General features: G+C 67.0%; 18 protein-coding genes. 13 read left to right on the top strand and 5 right to left on the bottom strand.

Annotated features, from left to right (window positions below; translation table 11 throughout):
* The first annotated feature begins 10 nt into the window (after nt 1–10).
* The 5 genes from ACOGI7_RS09405 to ACOGI7_RS09385 are packed head-to-tail and all read left to right on the top strand — an operon-like array spanning nt 11 to nt 3,655.
* The gene (locus ACOGI7_RS09405; RefSeq protein ID WP_419848499.1) at nt 11–460 is read left to right on the top strand and encodes an SRPBCC family protein; all 450 of its coding nucleotides are present in this window, start codon (nt 11–13) and stop codon (nt 458–460) included.
* The gene (locus tag ACOGI7_RS09400; protein ID WP_419848498.1) at nt 457–864 is read left to right on the top strand and encodes a PaaI family thioesterase; all 408 of its coding nucleotides are present in this window, start codon (nt 457–459) and stop codon (nt 862–864) included. Before ACOGI7_RS09405 ends, ACOGI7_RS09400 begins: the two co-directional genes overlap by 4 nt.
* On the top strand, nt 861–1,379 hold the full coding sequence (locus ACOGI7_RS09395) for a hypothetical protein (protein ID WP_419848497.1): 519 nt from the start codon (nt 861–863) through the stop codon (nt 1,377–1,379). The genes ACOGI7_RS09400 and ACOGI7_RS09395 overlap by 4 nt, the downstream gene beginning before the upstream one ends.
* Nucleotides 1,380–1,400: 21 nt before the next feature.
* Complete coding sequence (locus tag ACOGI7_RS09390; RefSeq protein WP_419848496.1) at nt 1,401–2,594, top strand: acyl-CoA dehydrogenase family protein; 1,194 nt, start codon at nt 1,401–1,403, stop codon at nt 2,592–2,594.
* Nucleotides 2,595–2,596: 2 nt separating this feature from the next.
* Nucleotides 2,597–3,655 (top strand): acyl-CoA dehydrogenase family protein, encoded by a 1,059-nt coding sequence (locus ACOGI7_RS09385; protein WP_419848495.1) that lies wholly within the window; start codon nt 2,597–2,599, stop codon nt 3,653–3,655.
* Here ACOGI7_RS09385 and ACOGI7_RS09380 read toward each other — a convergent pair.
* On the bottom strand, nt 3,624–4,913 hold the full coding sequence (locus ACOGI7_RS09380) for a branched-chain amino acid ABC transporter substrate-binding protein (protein ID WP_419848494.1): 1,290 nt from the start codon (nt 4,911–4,913) through the stop codon (nt 3,624–3,626). The genes ACOGI7_RS09385 and ACOGI7_RS09380 overlap by 32 nt on opposite strands.
* A gap of 140 nt (nt 4,914–5,053) precedes the next feature.
* On the opposite strand from ACOGI7_RS09380, the gene ACOGI7_RS09375 reads away from it, so the two are divergent.
* On the top strand, nt 5,054–5,641 hold the full coding sequence (locus tag ACOGI7_RS09375; RefSeq protein WP_419848493.1) for a TrmH family RNA methyltransferase: 588 nt from the start codon (nt 5,054–5,056) through the stop codon (nt 5,639–5,641).
* Nucleotides 5,642–5,668: 27 nt separating this feature from the next.
* Here ACOGI7_RS09375 and ACOGI7_RS09370 read toward each other — a convergent pair whose 3' ends face one another.
* Both ACOGI7_RS09370 and ACOGI7_RS09365 read right to left on the bottom strand, forming a co-directional pair.
* Nucleotides 5,669–6,574, bottom strand: coding sequence for an SDR family NAD(P)-dependent oxidoreductase (locus ACOGI7_RS09370; protein WP_419848492.1), 906 nt, complete (start codon nt 6,572–6,574; stop codon nt 5,669–5,671).
* Between the two features lie 63 nt (nt 6,575–6,637).
* Entirely contained in the window at nt 6,638–7,456 is an 819-nt protein-coding gene (locus ACOGI7_RS09365; protein WP_419847137.1) for a formate/nitrite transporter family protein, read from the bottom strand.
* A 31-nt stretch (nt 7,457–7,487) separates the two neighbouring features.
* Here ACOGI7_RS09365 and ACOGI7_RS09360 point away from each other — a divergent pair, with 31 nt between their 5' ends.
* Nucleotides 7,488–8,669, top strand: a complete 1,182-nt coding sequence (locus ACOGI7_RS09360) for a hypothetical protein (protein WP_419848491.1) — start codon at nt 7,488–7,490, stop codon at nt 8,667–8,669.
* 10 nt (nt 8,670–8,679) lie between these two features.
* The gene (locus ACOGI7_RS09355; protein ID WP_419848490.1) at nt 8,680–9,897 is read left to right on the top strand and encodes a hypothetical protein; all 1,218 of its coding nucleotides are present in this window, start codon (nt 8,680–8,682) and stop codon (nt 9,895–9,897) included.
* A gap of 35 nt (nt 9,898–9,932) precedes the next feature.
* On the opposite strand, the gene ACOGI7_RS09350 is transcribed toward ACOGI7_RS09355, so the two are convergent.
* Nucleotides 9,933–10,337, bottom strand: a complete 405-nt coding sequence (locus ACOGI7_RS09350) for a hypothetical protein (protein ID WP_419848489.1) — start codon at nt 10,335–10,337, stop codon at nt 9,933–9,935.
* Nucleotides 10,338–10,384: 47 nt separating this feature from the next.
* On the opposite strand from ACOGI7_RS09350, the gene ACOGI7_RS09345 reads away from it, so the two are divergent.
* The 5 genes from ACOGI7_RS09345 to ACOGI7_RS09325 are packed head-to-tail and all read left to right on the top strand — an operon-like array spanning nt 10,385 to nt 16,452.
* Complete coding sequence (locus tag ACOGI7_RS09345) at nt 10,385–11,122, top strand: maleylpyruvate isomerase family mycothiol-dependent enzyme (protein WP_419848488.1); 738 nt, start codon at nt 10,385–10,387, stop codon at nt 11,120–11,122.
* Between the two features lie 20 nt (nt 11,123–11,142).
* Nucleotides 11,143–11,826 carry a DUF3159 domain-containing protein gene (locus ACOGI7_RS09340; protein WP_419848487.1) on the top strand — a complete coding sequence of 228 codons (684 nt, stop codon included), beginning with the start codon at nt 11,143–11,145 and terminating at the stop codon, nt 11,824–11,826.
* 53 nt (nt 11,827–11,879) lie between these two features.
* Entirely contained in the window at nt 11,880–12,782 is a 903-nt protein-coding gene (locus ACOGI7_RS09335; protein WP_419848486.1) for a cyclase family protein, read from the top strand.
* A gap of 8 nt (nt 12,783–12,790) precedes the next feature.
* The gene (locus tag ACOGI7_RS09330; RefSeq protein ID WP_419848485.1) at nt 12,791–15,226 is read left to right on the top strand and encodes a CaiB/BaiF CoA transferase family protein; all 2,436 of its coding nucleotides are present in this window, start codon (nt 12,791–12,793) and stop codon (nt 15,224–15,226) included.
* Between the two features lie 53 nt (nt 15,227–15,279).
* A complete protein-coding gene (locus ACOGI7_RS09325; RefSeq protein WP_419848484.1) occupies nt 15,280–16,452 on the top strand; it encodes an acyl-CoA dehydrogenase family protein in 1,173 nt (390 codons plus the stop codon).
* On the opposite strand, the gene ACOGI7_RS09320 is transcribed toward ACOGI7_RS09325, so the two are convergent.
* Entirely contained in the window at nt 16,449–17,255 is an 807-nt protein-coding gene (locus tag ACOGI7_RS09320) for an SDR family NAD(P)-dependent oxidoreductase (protein ID WP_419848483.1), read from the bottom strand. The genes ACOGI7_RS09325 and ACOGI7_RS09320 overlap by 4 nt on opposite strands.
* Between the last annotated feature and the right edge of the window lie 70 nt (nt 17,256–17,325).

Below are 17,325 nucleotides of genomic sequence, written 5' to 3'. Positions count from 1 at the left end.
GTAGCCGGTCATGCAGACTTTCTCATCCTCCACTTCTATTGCGGCTCCTCGTGAGATCGCTTGGGAGGTTATGACCAGCCACGAGCTCTACGCCCGGTGGACGCCCAGTTCCCGGGTCGACCTGGAAATCGAGGGGTCGCCCGAGCCCAACGGCGTGGGGGCGGTTAGGGCGTTTCGCACCGGCCCGGTGAGCACTCGTGAGGAGGTCACCGTTTTCGAGCCGCCTCATCGCATGGTCTATCGGGTTCTGAGCGCGCCGCTGCCGATACGAAACTACCGCTCCGAGATGATGCTGGTGGACGACGACGGGGGCGATAGCTGCCAGCTCCACTGGGATTCCTGGTTCGATGTCATCATTCCGCTGACCGGCGGGATTTTGCGCAATTTGATGGCGTCGGCGGTAGCGAAGATGGCCGCTGGGATCGCCGAGGAGGCTCAGCGCAGAGCCCAATCGGCGTGAGCGAATCGGGGCGGCTGACCGCACCCACACTGCTGCCCCCCGCGCTGGACGTGCGATACGACGTCGACGACTTGGGCCACCCCACCGTCACCGCGGTGGTGTGTTTGGGCGAGGATTATCAGGGACCACCCGATTCCGTCCATGGTGGGTATCTGGCCGCCATGTTCGACAACCTATTGGGGGTGCTGCCCTACCGCCTGACCGGGCGCAAGGGGGCGTTCACGGGTCGGCTCACCGTGCGCTACCGGGCGCTCACTCCGCTCAACTCCAAACTAGTTCTCACCGGCAGTCTGACCAGTGTCCGCAGCCGGCGGGTCACCGCCGCGGGCCAGTGCCATGCCGACGGGGTGCTGACCGCTGAGGCCGAGGCTCTGTTCGTCCGCCCCACCGCTGAGGGGCCATGACTGAATCAGACCTCCGGCCGGTGGTGGTCATGCTGTGTACCGGCAACGCGGCTCGCTCGGTGATGGCCACTGTGATCGGCCGGGACAGAACCGACGGCGTGCGCTTCGTCGGAGCTGGCACCCACAGCATCGAGGGCCTGCCCATGAGCGGGCGAACCCGGCGGGCGCTGGAGTCGCTGGGACTGGCCGACGGCAGCCACCGCAGCCACCAGCTCACCGCCGCCGACGCCCGCGCCGCCGACCTCATTGTGGCCTTCGCTCCCGAGCACGTGGACTACGTGCGCCGAGTCCACCCCGAAGCCGCAGCCCGCACCGCCACCATCAAGCGCCTTGTCGAAGACCTGCCACCCGGTCCCGAGCCGCTGGCCCAGCGGGTGGCCACCCTAAACCTGGCCGACGCTCCAGTGCCCTACGGCGAAGAGGTGGTGGACCCCGGCGGCTTCGACGACGACATCTTCATCGCCTGCGCCCGCGAGATCGACTCGCTGATGGATCAACTCTTGCCCTTGCTCTAGCGCTGGGTACCATCGCTGCCGATGGACATACGTTTCTCCGCGGACGAGATCGCGTTCCGCGACGAGCTGCGCGCCTGGCTCCGCGAAGTGCTGCCGACGCTGGGCGATCCTCCCGACCGCGACGATTGGACCGCTCGCCGAGAGTGGGACATGGGCTGGCAGCGCAAGCTCTACGACGCCGGGTATGCGGGAATCAACTGGCCGTCCGAGTTCGGTGGCCGGGGCTCCACTCCCACCGAGCACCTGATCTTCCTGGAGGAGACCACCAGGAAGGGTGCCCCGTATGTGGGGATGAACTTCGTCGCCCAGCTCCACGCCGGCCCCACCCTCATCCTGGAGGCCACTCCCGAGCAGCAGGCCCGTCATCTGCCCGCCATGTTGAAAGGCGAAGAGGTGTGGTGCCAGGGGTTCTCCGAGCCCAACGCCGGGTCGGATCTGGCCTCGCTGTCCACCCGGGCCATTCGCGACGGTGATCACTACGTGGTGACCGGCCAGAAGATCTGGACATCGTTCGGCCATGTGGCCGACTACTGCGAACTTTTGGTGCGCACCGACCCCGACGCCCCCAAACACCGGGGCATCACCTGGCTGATCTGCCCAATGGATCTGCCCGGCATCGAGGTGCGGCCCATCACCACCGTGGCCGGCTCCAGCGAGTTCTGCGAGGTGTTCTTCGACGAGGTCCGCATACCGGTGGAGAACCGGGTGGGCGACGAGAACGACGGCTGGCGGGTGGCCATGGTCACCTTCAGCTTCGAGCGGGGCACGGCCTTCATCAGTGAGCTGCTGGGCACGATGAACCAGCTGGCCGATATGGCCGAATTGGCCAGTCAAATCCCCCGCAACGGTTCCACCGCTTGGGATGACGACGAGATTCGCCGGGAGATCGGCCGCCTTCAGGCCGAATACGACGCCCTGTGGGCGCTCACCAAGCGGGTGGTGTCGCAGGCCCAGCGCACCGGGATGCCCGGTCCCGGCGGCTCGGTGTTCAAGCTCTACTACGCGGAGGTCAAGAAGCGGATGGCCGACTTGGCCCACCGCATGCTCGAGCGGGACGCCCTCGTGCTTGCCGAGGATGTGGGCGACGAGCAGACCGGCGGCGACATGGTGGCCAGCCGCCTGTACGTGCTCAGCCTGTCTATCGCGGCGGGAACCTCCCAGATCCAAAAGAACATCATCGGCGAGCGCATCCTGGGCTTGCCCAAGGAGCGGTAGGCATGGACTTCGAGCTATCCGACGACCAGGTTGCCCTGTGCGACGGCATCCGGGACTTGTGCCAGGGACGCTTCGACATCGACACCGTGCGGGGCTTGGCCGACTGCGGCGGGGTGGACCGCCAGTTGTGGGGCGAGCTGGCCGACACCGGCGTGTTCTCGCTGGTGGTGCCCGAGGAAGAAGGCGGGGTGGGTCTGGGCTGGGCCGAGGCCGGGCTGGTGTTCGAGCAACTCGGCCGAGCCCTGGTGCCCGGACCGCTGGTGGGCACGCTGCTGGCCGCGGGGGTGGTCGACGATGCGGTGGTCGGCTTCATCGAGCGCACCGACGGGCCCGCGTTGGTGGAGTACCCCGATGTGCTCGATGCCCTGTTGGTGATTGACCGGGAGGGCGTGTGGAGGGTGGACGCCGCCGAGCTGTCGGTGGAGCCGGCCCAGTCGGTGGACCCGCTGACCCCGGTGGGCCGGGTGGCCGAACTGCCCCAGGGTGAAGAGGTTGACGGCTGCTACGGCTGGGCCAACCGGGCGGTGTTCTTGAGCTCGGCCCTCCAAGTGGGGCTGGCAACGGGCGCTCGAGAGCTAGCCGTGGCCTATGCGCAAGAGCGCCAGCAGTTCGGCAAGCCCATCGGCCAGTTCCAGGCCATCAAGCACATGTGCGCCGACATGTACAGCCGCGAAGAGGTAGCCCGAGCCGCCCTGTACTACGCCGGCTGCGTGATGGACGCCACGATGGGGCCTGGCTTGCCCGCTGACCCTGGCGACTATCTGTTCTTCCACGGTTGCACGATTGCTGCTGGCGACGTCAGAGGCGATGAGGAGCAGCCAGACATGGTCAGGGCGATATCGGGGGCCCGTATCCTGGCCGCCGAGGCCGCCGACCACAACGGCAAAGACTGCGTGCAAATCCACGGCGGCATGGGCTTCACCTGGGAGATCGACGCCCACCTCTACCTCAAGCGGGCCTGGGCGCTCACCCCCTGTTTCGGGTCAATCGACGAGCACGCTGAGCGCATCGCCGCGATGGTGTCGCGGTCTAGCGGCCTGTGGGGGGTGACTGCGGGGTGAACCGGTAGACCACGTTCTCCCAGGCGGATTCGGGGTTGTCGGAGTCGCGGTGTTCGATGATGGTGATCTTCGACGGCCCGCAGTCCCCGAACAGGTCGCAGGAGATTGTGCCGATGATGCCCTGGTAGCCGGCTGCTTGATCGAGGTAGTCGCGGATGCCGGCCCGGTCGATCACCAGCTTGCCGCGTTCCAAGTGGGAAGCGGCGTTCACCGCGTCTAACAGCAGTGTGGTCGCATCGTAGGCGTGGGCCCAAAATGCCCGGAAGGGAGGTGTGCCCGCCTTGGCTTCGAACCGCTCGGCAGCCTGCTTGGCATCCACTCCGGTGGCCTGGTTGATGTTGTCGCCGTAGTCTCGGTCGGGTCCGGCGATGAAGATCCCCTCGGTGGTGGGCAGCTCCAAGAGCGAATGGTGCAGAGCTGCGTCGCCGGACACCAGCACGGTGTCGTCGAAGGCCTCATGCTCCCTCAAGACCTCGAGCAGCTCAGCGGTGGGGTTCGCGAGCAGCGGCATGAACACAGCATCGGGCTGGCCGGCAGCGATTTGGTCCAGCACCTCTGACAGGTCGGTGGCGCCCAATTCGATCTTGATGAAATCGGTGATCATGCCGCCGCGGCGCTCGAATGCGCTGCGGAATGCCTCGGCCAGGCCTTGCGTATAGGCGTCGCCTTCGTGGACGACCGCCACATTCAGAGGGCCGAATTCGTCGTGCAAAAAGGCCGACACCGCCTCGCCCTGGTACAGGTCGTTGTGGGCTGTGCGGTAGTACCCCGGCTGGTAGTGCTCGCTCGGGGTGCCGGCCAGATCGGATGTGAGCAGCGGTGATGTGTTCGACATCGAGATCACCACCAGCCCCCCGGCAGTGATCAGCGGCACAGCGGTGGTGGCGGTTGCCGAGCAGGACGGGCCGATCACGCCGACGGTGCTCGCATCTGCCAATGCCGCCCCGGCCATGCTCGGCCCGGAGTCGGCTGAGCAGGGGTCGTCGATGCCCTCTCCGACTTCGAAGCTGAACCCACCGTGAATCGGGCCGTAATCCTCAACGGCAAGCTCGACGGCACGGAGATAGTCCTTCTCGCCGGGACCGGAGGGGTCGAACGAGCTGATCGACCGGATCTGAATGGAGTCGCCCGGCCTCACGGTGACGGTGCCGAGCGATCCGTTGCCCAGGGAACTGTGGTCGGAGTCGCTACAGGCCGACGCCAGCAGGGAGGCGGCCAGCAGTACAGACGTCGCCGCGGTGAGGCACCGTGATCTCACGGCCTGTTTCTAGCTGACTGCCGCAGTTGGCTCGGCCATTTCCTCTCGATTGGCGTGGGGTTGGTACCGTCGTTCAGTGAGCATCGACCGAGCCGTTCACTGCGGCGTCGGCTCTCGGGGCACGGCCAGTGGGTGCGAGGGTGCAGGAATCGCGACGCTGGGCTGAGCGCCTTCCACCCCACCTCGACCCCGAGTTAGTGGAGGCTGGCGACACTCGAAATGTGGTGGACGCCTACCGCTTCTGGCGCCATGAGGCCATCGTGGCCGATCTGGATGCCCGCCGCCACGGGTTCCACGTCGCAGTGGAGAACTGGCAGCACGACCTCAACATCGGCACCGTGGTGCGCAACGCCAATGCCTTCGGGGCGGCTGCGGTGCACATCGTGGGTAAGCGGCGCTGGAACCGTCGGGGGGCCATGGTCACCGACCGCTACCTCCACGTGCTGCACCATCCCGAGCTCGACGACCTGGTCGCTTGGGCCGCCGAAGCCGAGCTGCCGATTTTGGGCATCGACAACGGCCCCGGCACTGAGCCCATCGAGGGCTACTCGCTGCCCGAGCGTTGCCTGCTGCTCTTCGGCCAGGAGGGCCCCGGCCTGTCCCCCGAGGCGGTATCGGTGTGTGAGGCGGTGCTGGCCATCACCCAGTTCGGCTCCACCCGCTCCATCAACGCCGGAGTGGCCTCCGGCATCGCCATGCACCGCTGGGTTTGCCAGCACGCCCTCTGACCGCTCGCCGATGGCGAGCCCCGTAAATCAGGGCCGAGGCAGCAGGTTTCGGGGGAACAGGTGATCGAGTTCGTCCAAGGTCCACGGGTCCACCTCGGCATGGTCGCCCCGGTAGATGGCCCGCTCCTCCCGCAGCTCGTTGAACACCGCCACCTGGCCGCCCGCGGCGTGGACCACATGGCCGCTGATGTACTCGGCCGCATCGGTGCACAGCCACACCGCCGCGGGGGCTACGTACTCGGGCGGGGGAGTGGTGAGGTAGCTCTGCCACATCTCATCGTCGATGATCCCCTGCTCGTGCCAGGCTTTGAAGCCGTCGTGCGACTTGGCGTGCAGCCGGGTTGCCGCTCCCGGGGCCAGGCAGTTCACGGTGACACCGGTGCCCGCCGTCTCGGTGGCCAGCGCCTTGGTCATGGAGATCACCCCGCCCATGGCCGCGGCGAACGCCGGCTGGCCCAGATCGCCCAACGCCCCGTGGGAGGTGGTGTTCACCACCCGGCCCCAGCCCTGGGCCACCATCAGCGGCACGGCATGGCGAGCGATGTACCACTTCTGGGACATCTGCAAGGCAATGGTCTTGTGGTACAGCTCCGGTGCCATCTCATAGATCGACCCCTCGATGGCCGCCCCCGCGCAGTTCACCGCGATGTCGATGCGCCCATAGGTATCCACCACCTGCTGCACCACCGCTCCAGCCCCCTCAAAGGAAGCCACGTCTGAGTGGTTGGCCACCGCCGTACCCCCCGCTGCCTCGATGTCAGCCACCGTCTGAGCCGCATGAGAAGCATCGGCCCCATCCCCCAACTCATCAGTCCCCAGGTCGTTCACCACCACCTGCGCCCCATGCTCCGCCAACAGCAGCGCAATGGCCCGCCCAATCCCATTCCCCGCCCCCGTCACCATCGCCGCTTTTCCATCCAGCCTCTTGCTCATGGCTGGCACAGTAGCCGCCGGTGACAGTGGCCTTTCGAGGTGGAGACGTTGGTGGGCAGACTGCTACTGCCGTCGCAGGTAGACGGTCCAGTTGGCGAGGCCGACGAGGACGCCGCCGATGATGTTGCCGAGGGTGACGGCGGCGAGGTTGTGGACTACCCAGGGGAAGTTCAGGCGGCTGATCTGCTCGGAGGTGAGCCCGGCGGCGGCTAGGGCGTCGGCGTCGGTGGATACCAGCCAGCCCAGGGGCAAGAAGAACATGTTGGCGATGCTGTGCTCGAAGCCGGCGGCCACGAAGGCGGTGATGGGCAGGATGATCCCGATCATCTTGTCCACCAGGGTGCGGCCGGCCACCGCCATCCATACCGCCAAGCACACCAGCATGTTGGCCATCAGCCCCCGCACGAACCCGGTCCCGAAGGAGAGGTTGACCTTGTCGTTGGCGATCTGGATGGTCCGCACCGAGAAGGAGAAGTCTCCCTGGGCCCACCACCGGCTGTAGTACAGCAGGAACACGATCACCAGCGAGCCGATGAGGTTGGCCGCAAACGCCAGCGCCCAGTTGCGGGTGAGCTCGCGGCCGCTGATGCGGCGGCTGAAGAAACTGGCCACCATGAGGTTGTTGCCGGTGAACAGCTCCGATCCGGTGACCACCACCAAGAACAGCCCCAGGGAGAATCCCACGCCGATGAGCAGCCGGGCCGGCCCAGTGCCCAACTCGGGGCTGACCGCGATGGTGAGGGCGAAAACACCGCCCAAGGCGATGAACGCCCCGGCCATGATGCCGAGGATGGTCGTCTGGGCAAGGTCGAACTTGGCCTTGCCGATCCCGGCTCGCTTGATCTTCCGGGCAATCTCCTCTGGAGTCAGGGCTTCCGACATGTTCCTATTCTTACCCAACTAGCGTGTAGGCATGGCTGATCCGGTCGCAAGCATGGAGTTCTCTGCTGGGGGCGTTATCTCCGACTCCCGGTATTACGCCGGTGCCGTAGAGGCCTTGCGCAGTGCCTGCGCCCAGATCGGGGAGGCGGCCGACACGGCCCAACGAGCCGGATTCTTCGCCGATATCGACGAACTGACCGACGAGGCCGACGCCTCGGCTCATGATGCTGACAAGGCCGCGGTCATGGCGATGGCCGAGGCCCTGCGGGCCAAAGAAGCGGTCGCCGCCTATGCCGACGCCGCCCGGCAGACGCTGGCCGAGGTGACTGCGGCGTTTGCCGCGGCCGCAATGCCAAGCATTTCCACCGGCGACACCGGCGCAGAAGAGGCCGACGCCGCCGAGGAGGATGGGGAAGAAGAGGGGTCGTTCTCGGGCCACTTGTCCGGTGCGCTCGTCGCGCTCGCCGAGCAGCGGGAGAATGAGGCCGGCCGCGGCGAAGACGATGGCTACAGCAAGCTGGCCCAGACCCTGTCGGTGCTCGCTGACGCCCGTACTGCCTATCGAGACGTCGACGAGGCTCTGATTCTGCTGGCCAACGCTCGAACCGCATACCTGAAGGAGTCGGAAGCGGCCTCGCAAACCGCGGTGGCCGCCGATATCGGGGCCGCTCTGGCCGATGACATCCGGTCGTCGTTTGTCGGCGAGTTCCGGTCCGCGGTGACAACGCTGGCGGTAACCCGAACGGCCTACAACGCGGAAGTCGCCGACGGTCTGTGGAGCGCCCTGGCTGAGGCTCAGGCCAATCTGGCCGCGGCCACTTCCACCGTGTTCGAGATCCAGGCTGCCGCAGGCGACCACGGCGGGGCCGACGACGTTCACGCCGCTTCGGCCTTGGCGTACTCGTTCAGCGACTCGGGGACTCCGACCGACATCTATGACGCAGCCCGAGATGTGGTCATCGAGGCCAAGGAGCACCGGCGCCGGGCCCAGAGCGCCTGCGACGCGGTGGATGCCCTGCTGGTGGAGAACCGGGCAGTTGCCGCTGACGCCTTGATTGAGGCCCGAGCAGTGGTCGGTGCTGAGGCCCTCTTTGAGATCAGGGCTGCGTACGACACGGCCAGCGCCGCCATGGACGCCCTGTTCGGAGCTCGGGCCGCTTTCGAAGTGGGATTCGATTTCACTCTCCCCGAGATCTTCGGAGACCTCGAATAGCGTGACGGCCATGTCTGAGCCCGAGCTGAGCATTGAGCTGCCCCCAGGGGGTGTGATGGGCGATTCGGGCTTCTATGCCCGAGCCGCCGACGCCATTCGCAGCACCTTCGCTCTTGTGGGCGAGGCGGCTGATGCCGCACAAAGGGCCGGGTTCTTCGCCAGCATGGCCAATTGGGACGACGAAGCCGACGCCGCAGCCGTCGAGGCCGACCTGACCGCAGTTTGGGCCGCGGTCTCAGCTCGTCGGGCAAGGCAGGAGACAGCCGTCTTCGCCGAGGCGGCCCGCCAAACCGTTGCCGAGATCGCCTCGGCCTACGCCGCCACTGAGGAGAGCGACGAAAGCATGGGAGCCAGTGCCGCGAGTGAGGGCGCCCGCGCTTTGCCCGAACGAGGCACAGACGAAGGCGCAGACATCTCGTCCAGCAGCGCCTTCGACGCCCTCGTGAATGCCTTGAGTTCTTTGGCCGAGGAGCGCCGAAACGGCGTGACCGCCGACACCGGTCGCGCTTCTGACGACGGTTACATCACCCTGGCAGAAAGCCTGAGCGTGTTGACGGAGGCCCGGGGCGCATATCGCGACGTGGCCGATGCCCTGATTACCTTGCTGGAGGCCCTGGAGGCCTACCGGCAGGAAATCGGCGCCGACTGGCAAACTGCCGTCGCGGCCGATATCCAGGCTCATCTGGCCGCCGAGGCCCAGATGGACCGGGTGGGCGATGTCAGGGCTGCTTTGGCCGAACTGCGCGTTGTGCGATCGGCGTACAACGCCACCGTGACGAACGACGTATGGGACCTCCTCGCCGAGGTGCGGATGGCCTTCGCCAAGGCGGCCACAACCCTGGGAGAGGTTCAGGCCGCGGTCGATGTCCACCGCGAAGACAGCGATCCCTATGCCGCCTCGGCCATGGTCGCGGCCCTCGGCGACTCCGACGACACGTCGCCCGACGCTTATGACGCCGCCGTGGATGTGGTTGTGGAAGTGACCAACGACCTTCTTCGCTGCAAGGCTGCCTACGAGGCGGTGGAGGGCGTATTGGCCGAAGTCCGAGCCGTGGCGGCCGATGCCTTGATCGAGGCCCGAGCTGCGGTGGGCGCCGAGGCTCTGATTGAAACTCGGGCTGCGCACGATATGGCCAGTTCGGCGCTGGAGGCTCTGGTGGAGGCCCGAGAGGCTTTCGAGGTTGGCATGGTCCTCGCCGTCCCCGATTTCGTCAGGGTCGGGGAATGAGTCTGCCGCTGGGCTGCTGAGGACTTGCTCCCGCCCTACAGGGTCACGCCCAAGAGCAGGGCGGCGATAGCAGTCACGCCTGCCACCGATCCCAGCATGGCGATGTGGCGGCGTTCGGTGGCCTTGGTGTGCAGCCAGGCGGCCAGCCCGGTGGCGATCACCAGCACGAACTTGACGCCGAAGGTCACGTGATAGCTCGTGGCCGCATCGGCGAATTCCACCTCGAAGATGTTCCAGAGCCCGGTGGCCACCGACAGGGCGAAGAACGGCCACGCCACCCTTCCGAACTGCTGGGCCGCGGCCTGAGTGGCCTCGGGACCGATCTTGCGCAAGGCCGGTACTAATGCGGCTACCACTACTTGGCCTCCCACCCACACCGAGGCGCCCAAGACGTGAAGGAAGTTTCGGAACGCGTCGAGGTCCCAGTTGGCTTCGATCATGGCCTCAATCTAGCTATCCGACCACTTGGTATTGGTACCGTCGCGCCATGAGCATCGACCGGGCCGTCTATCGGCAAGCCCTGCGATCCGACGGCGAGGCCATTGCCGCGGCCGGGCGAAGGGACATCAACGCCGTAGTGCCGTCGTGTCCCGGCTGGACCGTGCACAAGCTGCTGGCCCACGTCGGCCGGGTGTACCGCTCGGTGGGGCGCCACGTGGCTGAGCGGGCCACCGAGATGATCCCCGCCGACGAGATTCCCCGACCCCCCGAGGGCGACGCCATCGGGGAATGGTTCGAGGAGGGCCACCGGTTTGTGCAAGACGCGCTGGATGGCGCCGACCCCGACGAGGCGGTGTGGAGCTGGGCCGGCCAGAACACCATGGCCTTCTACTTCCGCCGCATGGCCCATGAGACTGCGGTACACCGCTGGGACGCAGAGGCCGCCTTCGGGGCATCTGGCCCGATCGACTCCGATCTGGCTGCCGACGGGGTGAGCGAGCTGTTCGAGGTGGTGCTGCCGTTCGCGGTGGCCAACTGGGACATGACCCTGCCCGACGCCAGCCTGCATCTGCACCGCACCGACGGCGAGGGGGAGTGGCTGCTGGTGAACGACGGCGGTCGCATCAAGATGAGCCATGAGCAATCCAAAGGCGGCGCCGCGGTGCGGGCCAGCGGCACCGACCTGCTGCTGCTGTCGTGGGAGCGCATCGGGTTGGACAGCCCCGGCGTGGAGACCTTCGGCGACGCCGACGTCGCCCGAGCCTGGTTCGCCCTGTCCCGGTAGAGCCGCCGAGAAACCCGACCATGGCCGACGACACATCCCGCCCGGCGCCCACGCCGTCGGTCCCCACCCGGGCCGATGTCTTCGACCAGTACATGCCCATCGTGCTGTTCTTGGTGCTCAACAGCGCGTTCGGTTTGATCCCCGCCATCGCCGCTATGACGCTGTGGGCCGTCAAGGCCCAGGTCAGCCGCTACCGCCGGGGCTTGCCTCTCGGACGGGTGATGCCGATCATCGTGGTCTACCTGTTGATCCGGGGCACGTTCGGCATCATCTATGACAGCGGAGAGGTGTATTTCGGCATCGGAATCTCGGCCAAGGCACTGGCCGCGCTGGCCTTATTGGTGTCGGCAGCCATGAAACGCAACGGTGCCGGCTACGCCCTGCCCTATCTCGTGCCGATCGACCGCGACGTCAAAGCCCACCCGGAATATCGAGCGGCCACCCGGCGGGTGTCCATCGCGGTGGCGCTGGTGGTGTTCGCCAGCGTCGGGTTCGACACCTGGCTGCTCCAAAACGCCTCGATCAACAAGTTCGTGCTTATCCGCTTAGGGGTCAACTGGGGGCTTTCCATCCTCACGATTGTGTTGGCCGGGCTGTACCTCGATCGCCGTCTGCGCCGCATCCCCGGCTTCCCCGGCATGATGCCCCTGGTGGAGCGGAGTCTGAAAGGCCCCGGCATGAACCCGCCACCGTCCTCGGAGTGAAGACGGGCTGGCTGGGGTGACCGCCGAGCGCTGGTATCACTAGAGTTCCCCGCATGGGAGAGAACAACTGGGGACGATGGGGCGACGAGGATGAGCGGGGGGCGCTGAATCTGCTCACCCCCGAGGTGGTGAAGGAGGCCAGTGCCTCGATCACCACCGGGAAGGTGTACCCGCTGGGCATTCCCATCCAGTCGCAGGGCGTGCCCATCATGGACTACCGGGGCACGCCTATGCGGCTCACCCTCCAGAACGCCTCCGATGAGGGCATCTATGCGGCGTACGGCTGCCACGACGGCACCGGGGCCCATGAGGACGTGCTGGTGTTCGCCTCCCACACCACCAGCCACATGGACGCCCTTTGCCATGTGTACGGCCAAGACAAGCACTACAACGGCTTCTCCAAGGAGGCCATGAAGACCCATACCGGGGCATCTCGGTTGGGCATCGAGAAGGTGGGCGCCATCGCCGGGCGGGCCGTGCTGCTCGACATGGTGGCCCACACCGGTGCCGACGGCTGGCTGGAGGCGGGCACGCCGATCAGCGGGGCCGATTTGGCCGCCTGCGCCGAGGCCCAGGGCACTCCGGTGCGAGCGGGCGACATCGTGTTGGTCCGCACCGGCTATCTCGACATGTGGTGGTCGATCGAGGCCGACCCCACCGCCGAGCAGCCGTTCGCCCAGCCGGGCATCAACAACGACGGCGCCAGGTGGCTGGCTGAGAAGGATGTCGTGGCCGTGGGGTCTGACAACGCCGCCATCGAGGTCATCCCGTTCGACGAGAACGACTTCCTCACCGTGCACAAGATCCTGCTGGTGGGCGCAGGCATCTACATGCTGGAGTTCCTGAGCTTCTCTGAGATGGCCGCCGACGGCTGCCACGAGGGCTTCATGACCGTGTCTCCCCTCAATGTGACCGGGGCTACCGGCAGCCCGATCAACCCTGTGGTCATCGGGTAACTCCGCCCATGCCCGAGATGGCCGGAGGAGGCCTGCTGGGCACCCCTGAAGGGGCGGTGCTCGACCAGGTGCGAGTGCTGGAGCTCACCGGCACCATCAGCGGGGCCTACACCGCCAAGCTATTTGCCGACGCCGGAGCCGAGGTGGTCAAAGTCGAGCCTCCCGACGGCGACCCATTGCGGTCGTGGTCGGCATCGGGCTCGCCCGCGGGCGGCGATTCCGGTGACGGGGCGTTTTTCCAGTTCCTCAATGCGGGCAAGCGCAGCGTGGTGATCGACTTGGACGGTCCTGGAGGCCGGAACCAGTTCTTGGCGCTGGCGGCCACCGCCGATCTGGTGGTGGAGGACTTGAGTGCGGGAACGGTCGAGGCTATGGGCCTGAGCCACGCCGAGCTGAACGAGAGCAACCCCTCCTTGGTGCTGCTGTCGATCTCCCCGTGGGGCCGCGGCGGGCCGTGGGACCAGCGTCCGGCCAACGAGTTCACCCTCCAATCTTGGGTGGGCTCCACCCACAGCCGGGGCATTCCCGACGAGATGCCCCTCGGCGTGGGGGGCAAACTAGGGGAGTTCCTGGTGGCGGCCAACGCTGCTGCTTTGGGGTTGGCTGCGCTGATGGCCGCCCGGCGAGACAACGCCCGGGGCGAGCACGTGGACGTGTCAGCCTATGAGGCCATGACCACCAGCTTTGTGGTGTACGCCCACCTCTACGCGGCCTACGCCTCTGACGCTCGCACCGGGGCCACCCGCTCCATCGAGATCCCCTCAGTGGAGCCGGCCAAAGACGGCTGGGTGGGCTTTTGCACCATCACCGGGCAGCAGTTCAAGGACTTCTGCGTGGTCATTGACGACCCTGAAATGGCTGAAGACCCGAGGTTGGCCAGCGGCGACGGCCGAATGGACCACCGCGACGAGGTGTGGAACCGCATCGCTCGCTTCACCCAGGCCCACACCGTGGACGAGATCGTTGACAAGGCCACCCTCCTGCGAGTACCGGTAGCCCCCATCGGAGACGGCAGCCGGGTGGCCCAGATCGACCACTTTGCCGACCGGGGGGTGTACGTGGAGAACCCCGGCGGGTTCACCCAGCCCCGAGTGCCCTACCAGCTCAGCGCCCGTCCGCCCCACCCGGTGCCGCCCGCCCCCGCTCTGGGAGAGGCCGACGATGAACTCCTGGAGGCAACTGGCGATCCGGGCCCCGCCCCAAGCCCACGGCCGGCCCGCACCGAGCCGTCGCTTCCGCTGGCCGGGCTCCGGGTGTGCGACTTGGCCACATTTTGGGCCGGACCGGTGGCGTCATGTCTGTTGTCCGCCTTGGGTGCCGATGTCATCAAGGTGGAGTCCATCCAGCGGCCCGACGGGATGCGCTTCGCCAGCGGGCTCACGCGCGACGACCTGTGGGAGTGGAGCCCGGTGACCCACGGGGCCAACACCGGTAAGCGCTCGGTGACGCTGAACCTGTCCAGCGATGACGGCCTGGCGCAGGTGAAGCGGCTGGTGGAGATGTCCGACATCGTGATCGAGAATTATTCGCCCCGGGTGGTGGAGAACTTCGGCCTGGACTGGGACGAGGTCCACCGGCTTAATCCCAACGCCATCATGGTGCGGATGCCGGCCTTCGGGCTGACCGGGCCGTGGCGTGACCGCACCGGCTTCGCCATGACCATCGAACAGGCCAGCGGCTTGGCCTTCCTCACCGGCGATCCCGAGGGCCGACCGCTGGTCCCCCGGGGAATGTGCGACCAACTCGGCGGAATGCACGCGGTGTTCGCCACGCTGCTGGCTCTGGAGCACCGGGCCCAGACCGGCGAAGCGCAGCTGGTGGAGGTGCCGTTGATCGAAGCCGGGCTCAACGCCGCCGCCGAGCAGGTGATCGAGTGGTCCGCCTACGGCCAGCTGCTCCAACGCCAGGGCAACCGTTCCCCATACGCCGCCCCCCAGGGCATTTACGCGGCGACCGGTGAGGACCGCTGGGTGGTGATCTCAGTGGACCAAGATGCCCAGTGGCCTGCATTGGCTGCCCTCATCGGACGCGATAACTGGGCTGAGTGGGCCAGCCGAGACGAACGCCAGGCCCACCACGACGAGATCGACGACGCCATCAGCGCATGGGTGGCCGAACGCAACCGGGATGACGCGGTCGACGAACTGCTGGCCGCGGGTGTGCCCGCCGCGCCAGTGATCACCGGCCGGGACTCCATCGACAACCCCCAACTCGCCGCCCGGGGCCACCAGCAGTGGATGGACCACGTGGTGGTGGGAGCGGTGCCCTACCCCAGCTTTCCCGGCCGGTTCAACGGCCAATACCACCGCCTGGGCCGCCCGGCCCCCACCCTGGGAGAGCACAACGAGGAGATCCTGCGCGACGTGCTCGGTCTCGACGACGCCGAGATCGCCCGCCTGGCCGAAGCCCAAGTCATCGGCACCCGCCCCGCCTTCTGGGGCTGACCGGCGTCTCCGGGCTGCGGATCGCGACCCGCAGGGCAATAGGGTTTCCGTCGATGTTCCTCGCCCTCACCGAAAGCCAGCTCGAGCTGCAAGCCACGCTGCGGTCTTACTTCGACAGCCTGATGACTCCCGAGCGGCGCGACGCCCTGGGGGGAGAGCACGGCGGGCCGGTGTACAAGGAGACCGTCCGCCAGATGGGCAAGGACGGCTGGCTGGGGGTGGGCTGGCCCAAGGAGTGGGGCGGGCAGGGCTACACCCCCCTGGAGCAGCTCATCTTCTTCGAGGAGTCCAACCGGGCGGGAGTGCCCCTGCCGTTTGTGACCCTCAACACGGTGGGACCGGCCCTGAATGTGTACGGCACCGAGGAGCAGAAGGCGTTCTTCCTCCCCAAGATCCTGGCCGGCGAGCTGCACTTCGCCATCGGCTACTCCGAGCCCACCGCGGGCACCGACCTGGCCTCGCTCAAGACCCGGGCGGTGCGCGACGGCGACGAGTGGATCGTCAACGGCCAGAAGATCTGGACCACCGGCGGCCACGAGGCCGACTGGGTGTGGCTGGCCACCCGCACCGATCCCGACGTTCCCAAGCACAAGGGCATCACCATCTTCGCGGTGGACACCACCCTGGACGGCTTCAGCCACACCCCCATCTGGCTGTTGGGCGGGGGCCACACCAACGCCACCTACTACAACGACATCCGGGTGCCCGACTGGGCCCGCATCGGCGAGGTGAACGGGGGCTGGAAGCTCATCACCGCCCAGCTCAACCACGAGCGCGTGGGCCTGGCTCCGGCGGGCAATATCGACGGCCCGCTGCGCCGGGTGGTGGACTGGGCCCGCCAGACCACCCTGGGCGACGGGCGCCGGGTGATCGACCAGGAGTGGGTGCGTCTGGCACTGGCCGAGGTGTACGCCCGCAACGAGGCGCTCAAGATGTACAACTGGAAGGTGGCCGCCGCGCTGGAGGACACCGAGTTGAAGCCCGCTGACGCCTCGGCCATGAAGGTGTTCGGCACGGAACTGAAGGTGAAGTCGTTCCAAGCCCTTATGGAGGTGCTGGGGCAGCGGTCGTACCTGGTCAAGGGCACGCCGGAGGCGGTGCTGGCCGGCGAGCTGGAGCGGGCCTACCGGGGAGCGCCGGTGGGAACCTTCGGCGGGGGAGTGAACGAGGTGCAGCGCGACATCATCGCCACTGCCGGGATGGGCTTGCCCCGGTCGCCTCGTTAGAAGGTCGTTGTCTGGCCGCCGTTGGAGCGGAAGACGTTGCCGGTGGTGAACTTCCCGGCGTCTGAGGCCAGGTACAGCATCAGATAAGCCTGGTCGATGGCCTCGCCGAGGGCGCCGAGGGGGGACAGGTCTCGGGCGTAGTCCAAGAACTCGTCGTAGGCCTCCTGGTTCAAGGTGCCGTCCTCGTTGTGGAGCCGCCAGGTGGTGAAGTTGGTGAGCGTGCTGCCGGGGGCCAGGGTGCACACCCGGATCCCGTAGCGGCCCACCTCAAGCCCCAAAGTGCGGCCCAGCATGGCCACCGCTGCCTTGGTGAAGGCGTAGACCCCGATGCCCTCATAGGCCAGGTCGATGGCCCCTGAAGACACGTTGAGGATCACCCCGCCGCCATCGTCCTTCATCGCCCTGATGGCCGCCTGGCAGCCATAGAGCACCCCCTTGAGGTTGAGGTCGATGCCCCGGTCGATGTCCTCGTCGGTCAAGTCCTCGATCAAGCCGGGGAACATGGCGCCGGCGACATTGGCGATGATGTCGAGCCCGCCATAGGCGGCCACTGCTCGGGCCACCAGGGCGTCCACCTCGTCGCGGGAGGTCACGTTGCAGGCCTGGGCGATGGCCTCACCCCCGTCCTCGCGGATGGCCTTGACGGTGCTCTCGGCCCCCTCACCGTCGAGGTCGCCACACACCACCTTGGCTCCGGCGGCGGCAAACAGCTCGGCGGTGGCCTCGCCGATGCCCGAGGCCGCCCCGGTGATCACCGCGACTTTGCCGTCCAACCGGAATGCGTCCAGCGCGTCTGCCTTCATCAGATCCTCCTGTTACCTTTGCGGCTGCTGAGATCAATCAACCGCACAATGTGGAGATGCCTTGTGCGAT

The organism is Candidatus Poriferisocius sp., assembly GCF_965204145.1.
In the GTDB taxonomy this organism is placed as follows: domain Bacteria; phylum Actinomycetota; class Acidimicrobiia; order Acidimicrobiales; family Bin134; genus Poriferisocius.
This window is presented reverse-complemented; position numbering and strand designations above follow the sequence as displayed.

Excerpts from the sequence above, each read along its gene's own strand:
- ACOGI7_RS09335 (WP_419848486.1), top strand. The coding sequence starts at position 11,880 with ATGGGAGAGAACAACTGGGGACGATGGGGCGACGAGGATGAGCGGGGG.
- ACOGI7_RS09385 (WP_419848495.1), top strand. The coding sequence starts at position 2,597 with ATGGACTTCGAGCTATCCGACGACCAGGTTGCCCTGTGCGACGGCATC.
- ACOGI7_RS09340 (WP_419848487.1), top strand. The coding sequence starts at position 11,143 with ATGGCCGACGACACATCCCGCCCGGCGCCCACGCCGTCGGTCCCCACC.
- ACOGI7_RS09355 (WP_419848490.1), top strand. The coding sequence starts at position 8,680 with ATGTCTGAGCCCGAGCTGAGCATTGAGCTGCCCCCAGGGGGTGTGATG.
- ACOGI7_RS09330 (WP_419848485.1), top strand. The coding sequence starts at position 12,791 with ATGCCCGAGATGGCCGGAGGAGGCCTGCTGGGCACCCCTGAAGGGGCG.
- ACOGI7_RS09365 (WP_419847137.1), bottom strand. The coding sequence starts at position 7,456 with ATGTCGGAAGCCCTGACTCCAGAGGAGATTGCCCGGAAGATCAAGCGA.
- ACOGI7_RS09360 (WP_419848491.1), top strand. The coding sequence starts at position 7,488 with ATGGCTGATCCGGTCGCAAGCATGGAGTTCTCTGCTGGGGGCGTTATC.
- ACOGI7_RS09395 (WP_419848497.1), top strand. The coding sequence starts at position 861 with ATGACTGAATCAGACCTCCGGCCGGTGGTGGTCATGCTGTGTACCGGC.
- ACOGI7_RS09405 (WP_419848499.1), top strand. The coding sequence starts at position 11 with ATGCAGACTTTCTCATCCTCCACTTCTATTGCGGCTCCTCGTGAGATC.
- ACOGI7_RS09370 (WP_419848492.1), bottom strand. The coding sequence starts at position 6,574 with ATGAGCAAGAGGCTGGATGGAAAAGCGGCGATGGTGACGGGGGCGGGG.
- ACOGI7_RS09325 (WP_419848484.1), top strand. The coding sequence starts at position 15,280 with ATGTTCCTCGCCCTCACCGAAAGCCAGCTCGAGCTGCAAGCCACGCTG.
- ACOGI7_RS09320 (WP_419848483.1), bottom strand. The coding sequence starts at position 17,255 with ATGAAGGCAGACGCGCTGGACGCATTCCGGTTGGACGGCAAAGTCGCG.
- ACOGI7_RS09390 (WP_419848496.1), top strand. The coding sequence starts at position 1,401 with ATGGACATACGTTTCTCCGCGGACGAGATCGCGTTCCGCGACGAGCTG.
- ACOGI7_RS09350 (WP_419848489.1), bottom strand. The coding sequence starts at position 10,337 with ATGATCGAAGCCAACTGGGACCTCGACGCGTTCCGAAACTTCCTTCAC.
- ACOGI7_RS09345 (WP_419848488.1), top strand. The coding sequence starts at position 10,385 with ATGAGCATCGACCGGGCCGTCTATCGGCAAGCCCTGCGATCCGACGGC.